Source organism: Chryseobacterium aahli (genome assembly GCF_022699665.1).
Taxonomy (GTDB): Bacteria; Bacteroidota; Bacteroidia; order Flavobacteriales; family Weeksellaceae; genus Chryseobacterium; species Chryseobacterium aahli.
In genome coordinates this window covers 73,529-92,593 of sequence record NZ_JALDNB010000007.1, presented here as the reverse complement: position 1 = coordinate 92,593, position 19,065 = coordinate 73,529, and the positions used below count along the sequence as shown (strand labels likewise).

The window sequence follows — 19,065 nt, the reverse complement described above, 5'->3', positions numbered from 1 at the left end:
TGTCCTTAAAAACTCAATACCCTTAATGGTTTAAAACATTTTTCTTACCTGAAATAATCAATTCTACAAATGAACGAATCAAGAAAATCCGCAGAAGAATTTCTGCATCTCATCAACAGTTCAAAACGGGGTAAACTGAAAATTTACATCGGGATGAGTGCGGGCGTAGGGAAAACCTACAGAATGCTTCAGGAAGCTCACGTACTCCTTCAAAACGGAATAGATGTAAAGATAGGATATGTGGAAACACACAATCGTAAGGAAACACACGATTTGCTGGAAGGTCTTCCTATTATTCCCCGAAGAAAATTATTTTACAAAGGCAAAGAGCTGGAAGAACTGGATGTTCCGGCGATCATCGTCCTGCGTCCGGAAATTGTGATTATTGACGAATTGGCTCACACCAATATCGAAGGAAGCAAAAATAAAAAAAGATGGCAGGATGTTTTTGAGATTTTAGATGCCGGAATTAATGTCATCAGTGCTGTGAACATTCAGCATTTGGAAAGTCTCAACGATGAGGTAAAAGCTGTAACCGGAATTGAAGTTGCCGAAAGAATTCCTGATACCGTTCTAGCTTCGGCGGATGAGGTCGTCAATATTGACCTTACCGCTGATGAATTGATTTTAAGATTAAAAGAAGGGAAAATTTACGATCAAAGTAAAATACCCTCTGCACTCAATAATTTTTTTAAAAACGAAAATATCCTTCAACTTCGTGAGTTGGCACTGAAAGAAGTTGCATCGCAGGTTACAAGGAAAGTTGAAACAGAAGTTGTCACAGGAAAAACTTTAAAAAAAGAAAGATTTCTTGCTTGCATCAGTTCAAACGAAGTGACAGCAAAAAATGTTATCCGGAAGACCGCAAGACTGGCAAGTTATTACAACAGTCAGTGGTTTTTATTGTATGTTCAGGTTCCGAGAGAATCGGCGGACAGAATTGCGCTGAATAAACAGAGACATTTGATTAATAATTTCAGATTGGCTACCGAATTGGGCGCAGAAATCATAAAAATTCAAAGTAAAAATATTGCAATGACCATCATGGAGCAATGCGAAGAAAGAAATATTACGACGATGTGTATCGGAAAACCACATTTGGATATCTGGAGAATTATTCTGGCTACAGACACTTTTAATTCCTTACTCAAAAGACTGTCTAAACAGAACGTAGATTTAGTAATTTTGTCGTAATGAAAATAAAAACTAAGCTTAATGCAGGCGTTGGTCTGCTGTTTTTTATGATAATTGTGCTGTCAACGTTGGGTGGATGGTTTATTTATCAGCTGAAAAAAGATACACAGAATATTCTTGTAGCCAACTACAATACGTTGCAGTACTCCAGAAATATGCTGTTGTCACTTGAAGAAATTTCTACCGAGCCTTTTGCGCTGTCAGAATTTCAAAAAAACCTTGATCTTCAGCGTCTGAATATTACAGAAAGTGGAGAGAAAGAGGCAACTCAAAATATTCATGATCATTTTTCGGAGCTGAAAGTTGATAAGGGGAATTTAAACTTACATTCGGCCATACGGAAAGATATTGCCGAGCTGATGCAGCTGAATATGAATGCAATCCAGATCAAAAGCGGAATTGCTAATACGACGGCAGAAAACGCAATTGCGGTGATTTCTATTGTCGGAACTCTGTGTTTTCTGATTGCATTTATCTTAATGGTGAATTTGCCGGCTAATATTTCAAATCCGATTCGAGAGCTGACTTCGAGTATTCATCAGATTGCCAATCAAAATTACAGACAGCGGGTGCAGTTTGAAAGCAGCAGTGAGTTTGGAGAATTGGCGAGATCTTTCAATACAATGGCAGAAAAACTTCAGGAATATTCTGAAAGCAGGATCGATAAAATTTTAAAAGGGAAAAAAAGAATTGAAACGCTTATTGACAATATGCATGATGCGGTGATTGGAATAGATGAAGACCGAAAAGTTCTTTTCGTGAATGATGAAGCGTTGAAAATTTCAGGTTTGAAAAAAGAAAACTTCGTAGGAAAACTCATTCAGGATGTTGCCGTTTCTAACGACTTGGTGCGTGATCTTATCCGTGAAATTGTTAATCCGGATGCTGCAAAAAATTCTACAGCGACACTGAAAATTTTTGTGGAAGGGAAAGAAAATTATTTTGAAAAAGAAATATTAGCTATCAATGTAATTCCTACAGGCGAAAAAGAAAGCCGTTTCATTGGTCAGGTCATTATGCTGAGGAATATCACACCGTTTAAAGAATTAGATTTAGCCAAAACTCATTTTATGGGAACAGTTTCTCATGAATTCAAAACACCTATTTCATCCATTCAAATGGGCTTGCAATTGTTGGAAAATGAAAGAATTGGTCATCTCAATGAGGAGCAAGGGAAATTGGTTTCCGGAATTAAAGATGATACGCAGCGTTTACTCAGAATTACCGGAGAACTTCTCAATATGACTCAGCTGGAATCTGGCGTGGTGCAATTAAATATAAAACCTTCATCAGTTCAGAACATGATTGAAGATGTCATTGCAGCAAACAAATCGGCTGCAGAGAATAAAGAGATTGCCATCAAAATGAATATCGCCTCGGATATTTCCGTCGTGAATGCAGACAGTGAGAAAACATCGTGGGTTTTGAACAATATTTTATCAAATGCCATCCGTTATTCGCATGAGAAATCGATGATTGAAATCAATGTAGTTAAATTGGATAACGATCAGGTGAAATTTTCGGTTACAGACAATGGTCGTGGGATAGAAGAGCAGTATTTAAATAAAGTCTTCACTCGGTATTTCAGAATTCCTGGAACCAAAACCGAAGGCACCGGTCTCGGTCTTAGCATCAGCAAAGAATTTATTGAAGCCCAAGGCGGAACAATTGCTGTGGAAAGTGAAATTGGTGTAGGAAGTACTTTTTATTTTATTCTTAAATCTGATAACGTTAAAGATTAGAAGATGCATTATTAAAATTTAAACCAACAAAAGCCTTCCAATTGGAAGGCTTTTGTTGGTTTGAAGTGTAGTCTAATATTTATATTGAAAGTTATCGATATCATTGAAAAATTACTTTAATAAATTCAGAGAGGTTCGTTGGTTTCTCAATCATAAAAGTTAAGTTTAGCAAAGTGAATGAGTCGAATGGTATTGTAAAACGTTCGTTTATGAGAGTCTTAAAATTATATGAATTATGCGCAAGTGTGGATTTGGATATCCATATTATTTAGCTGATTTGATGTGGTTAGATATAATTAAAATTCTATTTAATTAAAAAAAACGAAATATTTTAACATTTTTTTTGATTTAATTAATGAGGTCTTGTTTTTTTTTATATTTTTGAAAAAAACAAATAAAACTAAAAACCAACAATTAAAACTAACATGAAAACCAAACTTATTTTCTCAATTTTAATTATTTAATCTTACTAGTTTTCAGAATTTTGAAACTTGTAAAATTATTTTTATTAATTATCTCACAAAATTTAAAGCAAAGTAAAAAAGTGTTTTTAAGCATTTAATCAGTCAAATCCGCTGCTTTCATCAAAAGAGATTTAATTTATTTAAAACACATAAATATGAAAAAAATACACTTATGCTCCTCGCTGGAATTTATTTCTGATTAAATTCCATATTCTCTTAATTACAACATATCGATTAATAATTTCCATAATATTCTATACCTTAATTCAATATGAGTAAAGCATATACCTTCATATTTATATTTTGCTGTTCTTTTTTATTCTCCCAAAGCACCATTTTCGGTGGAGTTTCTGGACTTTCATTCAGAAAAAACAATGTAAAAGACAGTATTTTACCTACCGATACACTTGCTAATAAATTAATGAATTTTCATTTAGTGCATGATCCTGTATCCGGTTCTTTTTTTAAAAAATTAGACACTGGCTTAAATCAAACTTCTTTATTTTTTGTAAGCAATAAGTTTGGAGGAACTGAAAAAAAAATATACGGTAAAATAGGAAGTTCTATTATCAGCAGTACCGGGATTAACGACTTCAATGATACCCTAAAAATTAACAGTGCTGAAGTTAGTCCTAAAATATTGGTTTTTACTAAGAATGACAGCAACCATAAAATTCACTCTGTTGTTTTTCTCAATAAGAAAACAGATAAAAAATTATTAATTCCTGAGATACTTGTTTTTGCTAAGAGCCTATCTTTAACTGATAGGCAAAAAATTGAAACTTATCTTTCTATAAAATACGGAATCACTATCAATGATATTTCAGAAAAAAATTACATTTCTTCAGACAATGAAATTGTATGGGATTCTAAAAAAAATAAAAATTATAATTTTAGGATTACGGGAATAGCTAGAGATAATCCTTTCGGGTTATATCAGAAACAATCACAAAATTCTGAAGACGATCATCTTGTAGTTTCTTTAGGACAAATAAAAACAACGAACAAACAAAATACTTCCATTCTTAATCAAGGCAGCTTTTTTTTGTGGGGAGATAATAATCAGACTATGACCTTTAAAGAAGTTGATTTGATTTCTGCACATCCTAAACGTGACATGAAAAGAATGTGGAAGACTCAAGTGAAAAACACAGGATCTGTTCCTATAAAAACTCATCTTTATTTTACTCTTACCGGATTGACCCAAAATGATGAACTAAGACTTCGTATTTTCGGTAATGAAAGTAACTATCAAAGTGATATTTCTACGGATATTTTAGGGGAAAAACTAAATGATTCTCTTTATGTTTTCAAAGATACGGTTTGGGATATTGATCATGATGGTATGGATTATTTTACCTTTAATTTACAGAACCCACAAAGTAATGTACTTGTAAATCTTACAAGTACATGTGCCGAATTAGGTAATGGTGTCGTAAAAATATCAATTCCTGAAAATCTTTTTCCATTTTCATATTCCCTAAAAAGTACTACAACAAATCAAGTGCTGATCAATAATATTTCAGGCAGTTCCAATCCTATTTTGTTCAGTAACTTAGCTCCTGATAATTATGAACTAAGCCTTCATAAACAAGGACAGCCAGATATTATAAGAATGTTTGATCTTGAAGGGATTATTAATCAGAATATTGACAATCAGTATATCTGGAACGGAACACCAATAGAACTAGATCTCAATACTGCTTCTTATCAATATACACTTACGGCTCCTTCAGGTGCAACGAATAATGCTGCTCCCTACTTCCTGAATGGACTAGGTAATTACCAACTAAAGATTAAAAATAAATTAGGTTGCGAAGTAATTAAAACATTAGCTGTTCTAAATCAAGCTGAATATGATGCTTTGCAAAGCAATTCTTTATTTAAAAAAATAACGGTATCACCTAATCCTTCTCATGATGGTAATCTTACCATTAAAGTTGAATTAACCATGGCTAAGCCATTAACAATAAAAATATTTAACAGCTTAGGAGTACTTGTTAAACAAGGACAATACAATGCGGCGTCTGATTTTTCAATTCCAATGACTATCCCTGCTGTGGTAGGATATTATAATATTAAAATATTTATTCCTGAAGAAGGAAAAGGAGTGAACTTCTTAATTAACTAAACACAAATGACCACATATTATTCACTATGAAAAAAATCTTTTCTTCAACTATAAAAAAGATAGAACTTTTACCCGTTTTTATTCCTATCATTCTTTCTTTGAGCAGCTGGACACTGTATAAAGTTATCAATAAAGATAAGGAAGCCAATGAAATAGTAATGGTCTCAAATCATTATTCAAATCAATTCAAAATTAATTGTGATTTTTTAAAGCCTTCAAAATCGAAGGATAATATTGATCGGATTCCAAAGGAAACTGATCAATATATCATAAAAAATAACGAGAGTGATTCAACATCTACTAACTATTTACCTTCAGGTGGGAGACCATTTAGGAATTTGTCAAATCAAAAGTTAAGTCAAACTCAATCATTTTCTAATAATTTAAGTTCATCATTTGTTAATTCTGGATTTATTGGAGAAATTGGAAATAAAGATCCTCTGAGGGGAGATGCTAATGCTTCAGATAACATATTTGATATTCAGCTTTCAGGTATTAACCCTGATAAATCTTATATTCTCAAATATGAAGTAGATGGTTATTCTGATGTAAATTCTGTAACTCGTAGTATTAATGGAAGCTTTGCAATTGGCGGTTACATAAAACATAAGAAAGAAGGCTGGAGTGAAGTTTCTGAGACTCTTGATCCGATACTTTTAAAAAAAGGAAATAACAAAGTATTATTCAATGCTTTAAATAAAGGAGATTATTATACAATAAAAAATGTAAGGATTACAGAAAATCAAAGTATTTCTTTCGTTCCATATACCATTGTTTCTCAAATTTACAATGATAACATTGCATATATTAGGGGATTTGTAAATTCTCAATCTGGAATTCAATCCCTTGAAATCCAAGGGCAAAAAATAGATTTGAAAGGAAATGAATTTGAATATGTTTCCCATGAAAATTTAGAATCAGAATCTTTTACTATTAAATTTACAGGTTCGCAATATGTCCCTGAAATTATTGTTGAGAAAACAAAAGATAATTCTTTTGTCCAAATCGGTTCTTATGAGAACAAAGGGCATAATATTGTTTATCAGAATGCTTCGGGAATTTTAAAGGGATTAAGAAGTATTGATATACCTCCGGTAGATCTTTCGGTTGTAAATGTAAGTAATGATTATTCCGGTTTTCGGTTTTATAACAGAATATCAAAAGAAGTAGAATTTCAGCTTCCATACGATGAGAAAAAGCTTCCTAAAGGATATCAGGAAAATGATATTACAGCATTTACATTTGATTTTACTAAAAAGGAATGGACACCTGTTAAAATTGACAGCGTAAATACGGTCAAAAAATATGTAGTTCTGAGTACCACATTGCTCGAAGCCAACTTTATGGCGGGAGTTGTAAAACAACCTGAAAGCCCTGAGACAGGAGCGAATGCTCCTATCACTTTTGATGATTCGCCCATAGCTAATCCGGGGTCTAAAATGAACATGATTGCTCCGCCTACAGCTAACCAGCAGGGTAGTGCAGTTGTAAAATATCCAATTGAAATACCTGCAGGAATTGGAGGATTTCAACCACAGGTATCACTTGTTTATAACAGTGACAACAAATTTGGTTGGGCCGGAATAGGTTGGGATATTCCTTTGGAAACTATTGATATTGACACCAGATGGGGTGTTCCGTCATTTTCCAGTCATGAAAGTGAAATTTACTTAATTGCAGGAGAGCAACTTGTTTTTAAAGATGACTATTTACCTAATAAACTTCCATACTCTGAACCAAGAACAGCAGACAGAAAGTTCTATTATCGTAACGGAATAAAAGAAGGCTATATCATTACAAGAAAAGGATCTTCACCCACGACATATACTTGGGAAACCTTGGATGGAAGCGGAACAAAAAAAGAATATCTGGATGTGTTGACAGCTAATCCTTCCGGCAACTCTTCTGGGAATGTTGTTAAATGGTACTTATCTAGAGTAACCGATCGTTTTGGAAATGTCATCACATATACCTATTTAGATTCTTATGATGGAGGAGGGAAAAATAAATACCTATCTAAAATCACGTATAGTAACAATACCGTAATTGAGTTTGAAAATGAGGGAGGAATAAGGGGAGATATGACTTTCAACTATAAATTGGGAGTTAAATTAACGGATGCAAAAATATTAAATAAGATTATAGTAAAAAGAGCCAATACCAATATCCGAGAATATGAACTCAATAATACTTCAGTAGGGCTTTTTTCAAAGAGACTTTTAACAAAAATCATTCAAAAGGATGGTAATGGTGTTTTTTTCAATGAGCACAAGTTAGGTTATAGCCATAACCTTGAAATTTTTGGTAAAACACCTATTAAAGTGTATAATACACCAAAAGATAATGGAGATGTAGGGTCGTTTTCAGGAGGTAATACTAGTTTTATCTCCGGGACATATAGTAAAAATAAAAATATCCGAGGAGCTTTAAGTTTTGGTGGAGGTTTTTGCTTTTTATTTGGAATTGATAAAAAAGGAACAGCCGGAATTACGGTAAGTTACGATGACAATAGGGCATATGGAAAAAATCAGCTTTTAGATATTGATGGCGATGGATTGTTAGATAAAGTTTTCTACTCTTCCAATGGAAATATTAACTTCAGAAAAAACACAAAGACAGGATTTAGTGGCGTATATGCTTCTATGGGACTACCAGGAGAAACTCCGATATATACCCATAACAGCTATCATACAACCCTTGGTTTAGAATATTCCTTACCAAAAGCTGTAATTGGTGCTAATTACTCTTTTGGAAATAGCAATTCTCCAATCTATTTCTCCGATGTTAATGGGGACGGTCTTTTGGATATGATTCATTATGGTGATGTTTTCTTTGGTAAGATAAGAAACGGAATTCCTCAGTTTAGGTCTCAAACCGGATCAACAAATGTTACGGAAGAAACACCAAACGCTATTTTAGCCGGTAGTGCTGCCGTTCAAGATACCATTACAACAACCCAGTTTTCTTCTTCCTTAGCTAATATTGTAAGAATGTGGGAAGCTCCGGTTTCAGGAGATATCCAGATTAGCAATGAAATAACCCTTACACAAAATTCACAAGATGGCGTAGAAGTTTGGATTGAAAAAGGGGGAATGACGAAAGCAAATGAAGATAATTCAAGTTACAATCCAGCGAATTCAACTCAAATTTCTTCCAAGGTTACATTAAGTACCCAAGGTCAGTTTCAAGGCCAGAGTGCGACAACTCATGTTGAGAAAGGGCAAAGGATCTTTATAATTGCTTCCTCAAAGACAGATCAGAATGGAGACCGGATTAGGATTGATACTCACATCAGATACAGTAATGTTTCGGATGGGTCAGATATAACCATCCAAGATGCTAATGATAATCATTACTTCAAATTTGATGCAAGACGGTATTATCTACCATCTAGTCAGCAGCAAAACTTAATTGGTGATAAAAGTAATGTGAATATTTCCTGGGATTTATTAAAAAATGCAATTTTTACAGATGATGTCGATTTTAAAATCTACAAAAGTATTCACTCCATATCCAATACTGCCACAACAACTCCTCCACCGGTAACAACATTAATATATCATCAAAGATTACTTAAGGGCAGCGATTTGAGCTCTGTTACGGTTGCTGGCAATGAGATTCCAAACTCTGATATTTCAGATTTGTTGCTTAATCAAAATCCTTCAGATTCTACAATGACTCTTCTGCATTTTGATGTTTCTTCCGATACAAATGTTTCGTGGGAAAAAATCAAGTGGAGACCTATTATTACAATAATGTCTCCAACAGATACTACAGCAGTTAAGGCATTAGTACAGTACAATCCTTTCAGTGAAAGGCTTATTAATACTTTACCTAAGAATTTTGAGAAATATAGAGGTGGTAATTTTTGCAATAAAGAGGATTGTCCACGTTGCACTCTATCAGGTTTTGCTGATGTATTTCCGGATTTTAATGGCAATAGCAGTACACAAAATAATTATACAATTGGTTTAAGCGCATTACATAATACAAGGGTTACATTCTCTTTAAAAATTAAAGATAATAATGGTAAAGTTTATACAGCTAAAAATACCGTAGATGTTATCAACAATGTAATGCCTATTCCTAAGATTGATATATGTGCTTTTTTCTCGACCATACCTATTCCTTACAGCGAGCTTTATTTGCTTCCATTCTATTTTGAAATAAGTTCGCCCGATTATGATGTTGCAAAAAGATTAGCACAAGTAAATCCGTTCATTATAAATTCAGTATATGCAGCCAATCCTTCAATGGCTAATACCGATTTAAAAGCTGATTATTTTGCTTATCGATCAACTAACACTCACTATAATATCAATACCGGTTTAGTATACCAGGGCTGGGGCGCATTCAGTTATAACGGATCGAAGTTCCCTGATGAGGCTATACGAGAAAATGAATTTACATCAAACCCTTTAGGAAATATCCCTCCTCCTGGTGGAGCGTCGCCTTGTAATCCTACTGATCCGAACTATTATACCTGTATGACAAATTATATTGTCCAGCAGAATAATAACAGATATTTTACTCCTTTGCAATTGGAAGCAGAGCAAAATGCGTTCATATCACCTCTGGAAGCTGTGGAATTATCAGAGTATGATTTACAGCCTTATGTATTAGGAGTATCTTCAAGCAGTTCTACAGTTGTTACTACTCCTGTCTTTTCGGTACCTAATCCTCGAGGCATCATTCTTCGATCAAAATCTGATTCATTTCATGCGTATGCTGCGGGATCAATAAGTCCATGGCTGGGAATTAATGGTCAGGCAGGAATTTCTAATGATAGAACTTCTGATTATTTTCAGGATTTTAACGGAGACCACTATCCGGATATTATCTCGGGAAGCTACTTCCAAAAGACAAATGTTTTGGGGCAGCTGGATGCTGTATCATCTATAGCGAACAAAGAAATTAAAAATAGAAGTTTCGTATTGGGAGCAGGTCTTTCGGGTTCAGCATCCGTAGCGAAATTCAGCAATTTGGCAAACACGTTTATTGCATCAGCAGGAGAAAAAGATACTCATACGGGAGCTTCTTCTTTTGCACTTGGCATAGGGTTTAACCTTGGTATTGGTAAAGCTTGGGCTGAAGGTAATGGTGTTTGGGCAGACATCAATGGAGATGGCCTTATTGATTATATTTCAGATGGAAGCACACATATCAATACCGGAAATGGTTTTGCAGTCGAGTCATACGGATGGGATGTTTCAGAAGTGTCAAAAGGAGATTCTTTTGCGGTTTCAGGAGGTGGAGGCTTTAGTTGGGCTAATGGGAGCTGGGCAGGAGGTGTCGGACTTTCAAAATCAAAATCAACAGCTAAAATAGGATTGATTGATTTAAACGGTGATGGTCTTGCTGATAAGATTATTAAAAATGGAAATTCTTACGATTTTTTAATCAATAGCGGAACTTCTTTTATTGCGACTCTTAATATCAATAAAAATTTCAGTTTAGATAATAAACAAAATTCATCCGGTTTTAATCTGTATGGAACTTTGTGTGCGTGTTTAGGGGTAAAGTTATGTATTTCTGTAGGGGCTGGAACTGACAAATCAGTAACCAAACAAGAAGTAGATCTTCGAGATTTCGATGGAGACGGATATCCTGATTTGCTTATTTCTGAAAATGATACTGAGCTTACTTATTATCGCAATAACTTTGGAAGTTCTAATTTGCTCCTGACCATTGAAAATCCTCTGCAGGGGATAATAATGATGGAGTATGATAATGTTAATGAAAAAGATAACCTTTCAACACTTGTCGGAGGAACTTACCAGATGCCATTCTCAAAAACAATACTTTGGAGAGCAGCTGTCTGGAATTTCCGAGCTATCGATACCACTCTTCCTTACACTAATGGAGTTCTTGATCCACAGAGAATAAAACCTGCCCAAAGATTGCATTTTGAATATGAAAAAGGAATACAGGACAGAAGAGAAAGAGAGTTTTTAGGCTTCGGGATTATAAAAACTAAAGTTTTTAATGAGCAGACTCTTCACCAGACTCACGTAACTCAGTATGAGACTGATTTTACAGGGAATGAGAGTAATTTTTATGTTAATTTCAATGATACTAGAGTAAGACAGTATTTTTATAAAAAAGGAATTGTACGCTCTTCCTACATGCTTGACAACCAAAATAGAAAGCGTAGTGAAACGAAATACACCTACAGATATTTTGGAGAGCCTTCATCTTCACAATATTTACTTACAGAATCTCAATCGGAACCTCAATATAAAGACATTGGCAGGATTATCCCGTTGTTGTATAAAACAGAATCTTCATTTACAGAATTTTCGGGATCAAGTAGTCATACCAAAACGACATTCAATACAGTTGATGCGTATGATAAGTATGGAAATGTTTTGCGTTCTACCGACAAAGGTTCCACACCTGCTTATACTCCGGATGATATAGAAACAAGAATCTCTTACCATGCCCCTGGAGCTAAAAATATTGTCGGGATTCCTTCGGAACAAACAGTAATTACAGTTGTCAATAATGAAGTCATGCGAAAAACAATGACCATTCTTGATGGTAATCAGAATATCCAAAAAATCAAAAAAGATCTTCTGGGAACCGGAGGAAGTTTTTCAGGAACTGCAGATTTTGATATGGAGTATGATAATTACGGAAATATGATTAAGGTAACACAACCTGAATCAGAGAACGGGCAGCGTATGTTTTTCAACTACACTTATGACCCTGTATACCATACCTATTTAGAAGCTACTACTGATGCATACGGATTTACCAGCACTACGCAATATGATAATAACTATTTGTTAGGAATTCCTCTCACCATAACAAATATCAACGGCTCAACCGCTCAATATACTTACGATTCTTTCGGAAGAATAACAGAATATCTTGCCCCCGGAGATACCGATTGGACAATAAAAATGCACTATTATCCTTTCCAAACAATACCGGTTGCCATCACAGAAAGAAAAAGTTTTCAATATGATCCCAGTAATGGTTATCCTAATTATTTCATCAGTTTATTTACCGATGCTTGGGGAGAAGGGCTGATGTCAAAAAAACTGTTTAAGCAAGATGGAAAGGGCTACTATTTTGCCAATAATATCTATCAGATTAAGGATAAATTGGGAAGACCAGTGAAAACAATTCTGAGAGATAAAGTGACAACCGGAGATGATATTATGACCTCCCTGAAAATTTTTGATGATTATACCACTCCGGAAGATCAGGCAGCCCAAATTTATACAACAACAACATATGATGAGTTAGACCGTCCTCTCACCACTACACAACATAATGTAACAACGAACAATGGTCTTGAGGATCTTACTACAAATATGTTCTACGAATTTGGAGCAGATAGATATGGTGGAACTCAATTCTCAACGAGAGTAGTAAGTCCTTTGGGAAATACCGGCATCTCATACACAAATGAATTTGGTCAAACAACTTCAACTAGACAAACTGATGGAAATAATGATATTTGGGTAGGCTACAGATATAATCGTCTCAATCAGCTTACGACGATGGAAGATACCGGAAATAATCCTACTCAATATTTCTACGATAAGTTGGGAAGAAATATAAAGAAAGTAGAGCCGGATGCAGGAGAATCAGGTTTTAAATATGATTTATCAGGCAAATTGATAAGTTCATATAATGCTGTTTTGCTATCGCTTGGCAAGAACATAAAATATACATATAATTTTGACCAGTTAGTAAAAGCAGAATATCCTGATCATTTAGTTGCATTTGCGTATGGTTCGCAAGGAGGCACTCCTGAAGAGAATGGAAGGCTGGTAAAACAGACTGATAGAACAGGTGTGCAGATTTTTAAATATGATGTACGAGGTAATGTAAAGGAAAACATGCGTTTTGTGGTAGCACCAAATAATGTGACAAAAATGTTTAAGACCTCTCATTTATATGATGTGTATGGAAGAATCAATGAGATTAATTATCCGGATACAGAAAAAGTGATGTATAACTATAATATGTCAGGGCTCCTTGAGGCTATCGGGAGCAAGCTTCCGGGAAGAATTAAACCTACAAAGATTGCATACTCTATGGAATATAATCATAGAGATCAGATGACTTCTTATCTCGCTCCTAATGGAACAAGAACCCAATATGACTATGATCCTTGGGGAAAGGTCAATGAGCTTTCATTGTTGTATACCAAGGGAGATTTAATCCGTAAAAACCACTATACTTTTGATGGTAATGACAATGCTGCAAATATAGTAGGAACAACACCAATGGCAGGGAACTACCCGTCTATGGACTTGGGTATAGCCACCAATAAAACATTTACCTACGATACTTTTGGAAGGTTAGGGTCAGCAGAAATTACAGCCAAAGGAAAAGATAATACAAAATATTATAATTTAAACATGGCCTATGATAGTGTAGGAAACATGTCCACAAAAGACTCTAAACTTAAAACATATGCTAATCTCTTGTGCTATACTCCAGATAATGAAGGGGATATAGGAAAGTATATATATGGTCACCCCGATCATCCTAATGCGGTAACGGCTATAGACTATACCAAGTTTGAGAATTTCACAGCCCCGTTAGATTGCGGTCCCGATCCTGCTAATGCTGTAGTTACCGCAAAAGAATATTTTTCGTATGATGTAAACGGTAACCTGAAATCTATACAGGAAGTAGACGCTAATGGTGAGAAAGTAGGTTTTAGAAATTTATTTTGGGATGATCAAAACCGCCTGAAAGCTGTAGTGACCCAGAAAGAAAATTTAAATTACTATGTGTATGATGCTGCCGGAGAGAGAATACTGAAAAATGATGCCGTTTCTAAAAATCTTTATGTAAACGGTAATGATCCCAATAGTACAACACAAATGGGCTCTTTCATCTATTATCCAAACGGATATTTGGTGCTCAGCGAAAAAACCATGAGTAAGCATTACTACATGGGAAACCAAAAAATTGCTACCAGTGTAGGACAAATACCGACTCATCGATTTAAGACGGGCAATACCGATTATAATGGTTTAGCAGATTTATTAGAAGTTGAAATAAAGGAAATCATAGAAGCAGCTGGTCTTCCTTCGCCAGTCTGGGTGCAGAATGAAGATTCTCAGGGTACCTATACACCACCGAATGGAACTCAAGGTGCCTGTGAATTCTTCATGTATCAACAAATGGACGCCTTTCAGCAGGATAATAATACACAGTGTTATAATCTACTTTCTGATATGTTTGCCATGGCGTTAAATGATTACCAGTTTTGTTATTGGTGGGATCAATTTTTGAAAGAAGATTGTATGACCAACTATACCCCACCAGAAAGTGTAGAGCATGAAATGTATTGGATACATCCTGACCATCTGAGTGGTGCGTCTATATTGACCAATAATAAAGGAGATGTTACCAATTGGTACGAGTACATGCCATATGGTGAAATGCTGATGGAAAACACCACCATGAATTACGATCATCCTTACAAGTTCAACGGCAAAGAATTGGATATGGCTACAGGATATTATTATTACGGTGCAAGATATTACGACCCAAAACGAAGTTTCTGGTTAAGTGTAGATCCATTAGCAGAAATTACCGTATCTCCTTATGCCTACGTTTGGAATGATCCTGTAAACTATGCAGATCCTACGGGGTTAATGGGTGAGAGAAAAGGTGGAGATGGTCCTGGAGATGGGAGAAAACCTGATCCTAATAAAATATATGGACCTAAAGGTGGTGTACTTATTCAAGAAGTTGTAATAAGAGGTGCAAAAAAGCAAAATGGAATTCATGCTTTTATGCAAATGTCCCTAGATTTAGATAAAGGATTTGATGATGGAGTCATGGATTACACTAAAGATGCATATAATTTTGCAACTAAAAATGCGTATTCAAAAAAATATTGGCAACAAAAAGGCGGTGAAGCCCTAATGGGTGCTGCATTTATAAGTGACATAAATAAAATTCGTCCTGATGGTTCTACAAATGGGATGGATCTTTTTAAGAGTGTTTCTAAAGCATCTGCTTATGATGTTGGACATTTTGCTGGGTATAATGGTGCACAATTTGCGACGACAGCTGCTTTGACTGAGGGGGGAGGCTTTTTATTAAATAGTTTTAGAAGTATTAGATTAAGTCCTAAAGTAGGTGCGCAAAATGTGAAAAAACCCCCTATTGATTATACTGGTGGTGTTGATTTTTCTGATCCTATAATGACATTCTATCATAAAGGAGAATTAAATGGTGGTATTTTAAATCCTAATAAAGGATTTTTAAGCACAGGAACAGAATTTGAAGCGGTAAATGCCTTAAACAGATCGGGTAAAATGTGGAAAATTGAAATTCCCTTAAGCCAATTTCAGGAATGGAGAAGTAAAGGTATCAATTTTATAGAAAGAAGAAGAGATTTAGACCACGCCACAGGAGTTTATAACAAAGAAATAAGATTCAAATCTTCAACTTTTCCTATATTACAAAATCATATTAAATAATAGTAAAACAATATAACATGATAAATAATAATTTTTGTTGTGATGGACTTTATACAGCTATCAATAATGCTGGAAATAGTGGTTTTTCAGTTTTAGTTGAAATGGGTAGATATAATAATACAGCTTTTTTCTTTGTTCAGCAATATAGAAATAAGGATAGAGATGATAAAACGGGCATTTTAACTGTAGGAGAAGTAGGAATATTATATTGTCCTTGGTGCGGGTCTGATCTTGATACATTAATAAACGATAATCCTGAGTTGATAAAAAATACTTATGAAAAAAACAAAGAGTTTTTGTTAGATTTTTAAACTATGAAAATTATAGATATTTTACAAACAAAATTTAATAATGAGTTATTGCAAGAAGACATTGTAAGTCTAAATGAAGAATGGAATCTTTTTCAATTATTAAAATAAACGCCTCCATATTCGTAGGATGGCTTGAAAATGATGATCTTCTTATTGTAAATGAAGATGGTATTTTTTTATATGATATAAAAAATAAAAAGTAATGACTGAAAATAAAATTTACAATCTTTTTTTTGAAAAACTAGAACCCATTTTTAATGTTGAAAAGCTAACTAAAGATCTTTTTTCTTACATTAATCAAAATAATGATAGCCAAAGCTACTTTTTATCATCAAGTCATGAGATTAGTGGAAGCATAAAAAATCATGAAATAAAAAATCATGATTCTATTGTTATAAGTGATATTTATATTACAAAAAAATATCATGAACAAATATTTTTACCTTTTCAAGTTAATATTATAATTGGAGATTTTGATACCAAATTAGGATACATTTTAACTGAGAAATTTAGAGCTGAAATGATGTATAATTATGACTACGAACTTATAACTATTGATTTCTTTCATAATATTAAATAAAAGTACTTTCCCCATGCTTGGGTGTGTTTTAGATGTGCTTATATAAGTGTAATCGATTTAAAACCAAAATGTATCTTAATTTCGAAGTTAAGAAGGTGGAGTTGCTATCTTTTTTGAGACAAAATGTTTATGCTTCATCTTGTTTAGTGGTATTACTACTATGGTGCATATTACGACCCAAAACGAAGTTTCTGGTTGTCTGTAGACCCGTTAGCAGATATTACTTTATCTCCTTATGCATATGTCTGGAACGATCCTGTTAACTTTGCAGATCCTACAGGGTTTGATGGGGGAAAGTCCTCCTTTTAAATTTGTGTAATCGTCAACATTTTTTTGCAATACTTTATCACCTGAACATTTTTCTTGAATGAAGGTGTGAAGTCTGTACCTTGGCATTCAATTTCCATTGCTCTTTGGCTTCTTTTAAATTTAGATAAACCGTTTACATTCGTTTTCATCATCTTTACTTGTCACTTTAAAAAGTGTCTTTTTTGTTCGTATTCCGTTCACATATATATCGAGATAATATGTAAATAATTATTTTAAAGTTAATCTCTCATGGCAAACGAGGGACAAATCAAGGACAAACCGGAGACGAAATTCTATAAAACGATATAAAAAATGTCAAATAAACTAAAGTGTAAAAATGATAAAAGCCCTATCTATAGGGCTTTTGAAGGGTTGGTGAAAATATTTATAACTTACCATATGGTAGTCTATAGGAGAATCGAACTCCTGTTGCAAGGATGAAAACCTTGAGTCCTTACCACTAGACGAATAGACCAAATTTTGAGGATGCAAAAATATTAATTAACATTTACACTTCAAAATTATTCTCCTTATTTATACACTTTCTGGATAATCGTATTTTTAATCCCTTTGGCTTCTAATTCTTTTTGAAGTTTTACAGCATCTTCCAAAGAAGACACTTTTCCGTAGGTGTAATAGAACATACCATTGTTTTTCTCTCTTTCCACATCTTTTAAAGTTTGTAGAATAAATGAGTTGGCGCTCAATTTATCTTTTCCGGTAAAGACTTCGATGGTGTAATATCCGGCATTTAATTTTTGGTTTGGCATAAATCCTACTGCATACGCATTTCTAAATCCTGCGTCTTTAGCAGTTTTGATATTGCTATCTCTTACAGACGCCATATTGGTCACGCTGTAATAATATTTGTAAATTCCATTTTCTTTTAGAGCAAGAATATAATTTAAGCCCTTTAAAGCAGGATCATCTTCGTTGTATTTCACCGCAGAAGTCATCAATAATATTCTGAAATCATTCTTCAACGGAACTTCTTCTTTTTTCTCAGGTTCGGGTTTTCTCGTTGGTTCTTGCACGCCGCCTTTTCTGTCGACTGCTTTTTTGTAATCAATGATTGCCTTGTAAATGTTTTCAGCCGTTTGTTGTTGTCCGCTTTCTGAGTTCAAAAATGCTGCGTCTTCATAATTATTTACAAATCCTGTTTCAATAAGGATAGAAGGCATCGAACTTCTTCTTAAAATGTGAAGGTTTTCCTGTTTTACCCCTCTTGAAAAACGTCCGCTTTTTTCAAAATTTCCTTCTACAAAACTTCCTACAATTAAACTGTTTTCAAGATATTTACTTTGCTGAAGTTTTAAGGCGATTAAAGATTCAGGAGAACCTGCATCATACGAGGCAAAAGTCTCTTTATCTTTCTCATCAAGATAGATTACATTGTTTTCTTGCTTCGCAACTTCCAGGTTTTCCCTGTTTTGGGCAGGCCCTTGTACAAAAGTTTCGGTTCCTCTTGCTGTTGCTGATCTGCTGGGCGAAGAATTTACGTGTACAGAAATAAATAAATCTGCTTTACTTCTGTTGGCTGTATTGGTTCGATCCGTTAATGATGGATATTCATCAAATTTTCTGGTGTATATTACTTTGAAATCTTTGTTTTTCTCAAGCATAGAGCCTAATTTTAGTACAATTGCCAAAGTGACGTTTTTCTCCAAAACGGTGCCGATATCTGAATAATTTCTATTCGCTCCATGGTCGCTTCCCCCATGCCCTGCGTCTAAAACAACAGTGAATTTTTTTTGAGAAAAGACAAATTGAGTAGAAAGTATGAAGAGAAATGCTAAAATTATTTTAAATTTTCGTGTGTACATCTTACAGTTTTAAAAATTATACTAATTTTGAGCCTAAATTATATAAAA

Annotated in this window: 8 protein-coding genes, 1 tRNA gene and 1 pseudogene; 7 read left to right on the top strand and 3 right to left on the bottom strand. The window is 34.2% G+C overall.

The genetic code is table 11. The features are described 5' to 3' along the window. Window positions 1-69 precede the first annotated feature (69 nt). From MQX03_RS12090 to MQX03_RS12060, 7 genes and pseudogenes are all read left to right on the top strand, one after another. On the top strand, window positions 70-1,194 hold the full coding sequence (locus tag MQX03_RS12090) for a sensor protein KdpD (RefSeq protein ID WP_242803401.1): 1,125 nt from the start codon (window positions 70-72) through the stop codon (window positions 1,192-1,194). Next, window positions 1,194-2,936 carry a sensor histidine kinase gene (locus MQX03_RS12085; RefSeq protein ID WP_242803400.1) on the top strand — a complete coding sequence of 581 codons (1,743 nt, stop codon included), beginning with the start codon at window positions 1,194-1,196 and terminating at the stop codon, window positions 2,934-2,936. The genes MQX03_RS12090 and MQX03_RS12085 overlap by 1 nt, the downstream gene beginning before the upstream one ends. A 735-nt stretch (window positions 2,937-3,671) precedes the next feature. Continuing rightward, the gene (locus MQX03_RS12080) at window positions 3,672-5,531 is read left to right on the top strand and encodes a hypothetical protein (protein ID WP_242803399.1); all 1,860 of its coding nucleotides are present in this window, start codon (window positions 3,672-3,674) and stop codon (window positions 5,529-5,531) included. 26 nt (window positions 5,532-5,557) lie between these two features. Next, a complete protein-coding gene (locus MQX03_RS12075; protein WP_242803398.1) occupies window positions 5,558-15,994 on the top strand; it encodes an RHS repeat-associated core domain-containing protein in 10,437 nt (3,478 codons plus the stop codon). 17 nt (window positions 15,995-16,011) lie between these two features. After that, window positions 16,012-16,305 (top strand): hypothetical protein, encoded by a 294-nt coding sequence (locus MQX03_RS12070; RefSeq protein ID WP_242803397.1) that lies wholly within the window; start codon window positions 16,012-16,014, stop codon window positions 16,303-16,305. Between the two features lie 202 nt (window positions 16,306-16,507). Further along, window positions 16,508-16,885, top strand: a complete 378-nt coding sequence (locus MQX03_RS12065) for a hypothetical protein (RefSeq protein WP_242803396.1) — start codon at window positions 16,508-16,510, stop codon at window positions 16,883-16,885. Between the two features lie 159 nt (window positions 16,886-17,044). Beyond that, window positions 17,045-17,194, top strand: a pseudogene (locus MQX03_RS12060) (RHS repeat-associated core domain-containing protein); the annotation flags it as partial. On the opposite strand, the gene MQX03_RS12055 reads toward MQX03_RS12060, so the two are convergent. The 3 genes from MQX03_RS12055 to MQX03_RS12045 form a co-directional block, all read right to left on the bottom strand. Continuing rightward, window positions 17,191-17,346 carry a hypothetical protein gene (locus MQX03_RS12055; protein WP_242803394.1) on the bottom strand — a complete coding sequence of 52 codons (156 nt, stop codon included), beginning with the start codon at window positions 17,344-17,346 and terminating at the stop codon, window positions 17,191-17,193. The pseudogene MQX03_RS12060 and the gene MQX03_RS12055 overlap by 4 nt on opposite strands. A 248-nt stretch (window positions 17,347-17,594) precedes the next feature. Further along, window positions 17,595-17,669: transfer RNA gene (locus tag MQX03_RS12050), tRNA-Glu, on the bottom strand. 55 nt (window positions 17,670-17,724) lie between these two features. Beyond that, window positions 17,725-19,017, bottom strand: a complete 1,293-nt coding sequence (locus MQX03_RS12045) for an N-acetylmuramoyl-L-alanine amidase family protein (RefSeq protein ID WP_242803393.1) — start codon at window positions 19,015-19,017, stop codon at window positions 17,725-17,727. Window positions 19,018-19,065: the final 48 nt, after the last annotated feature.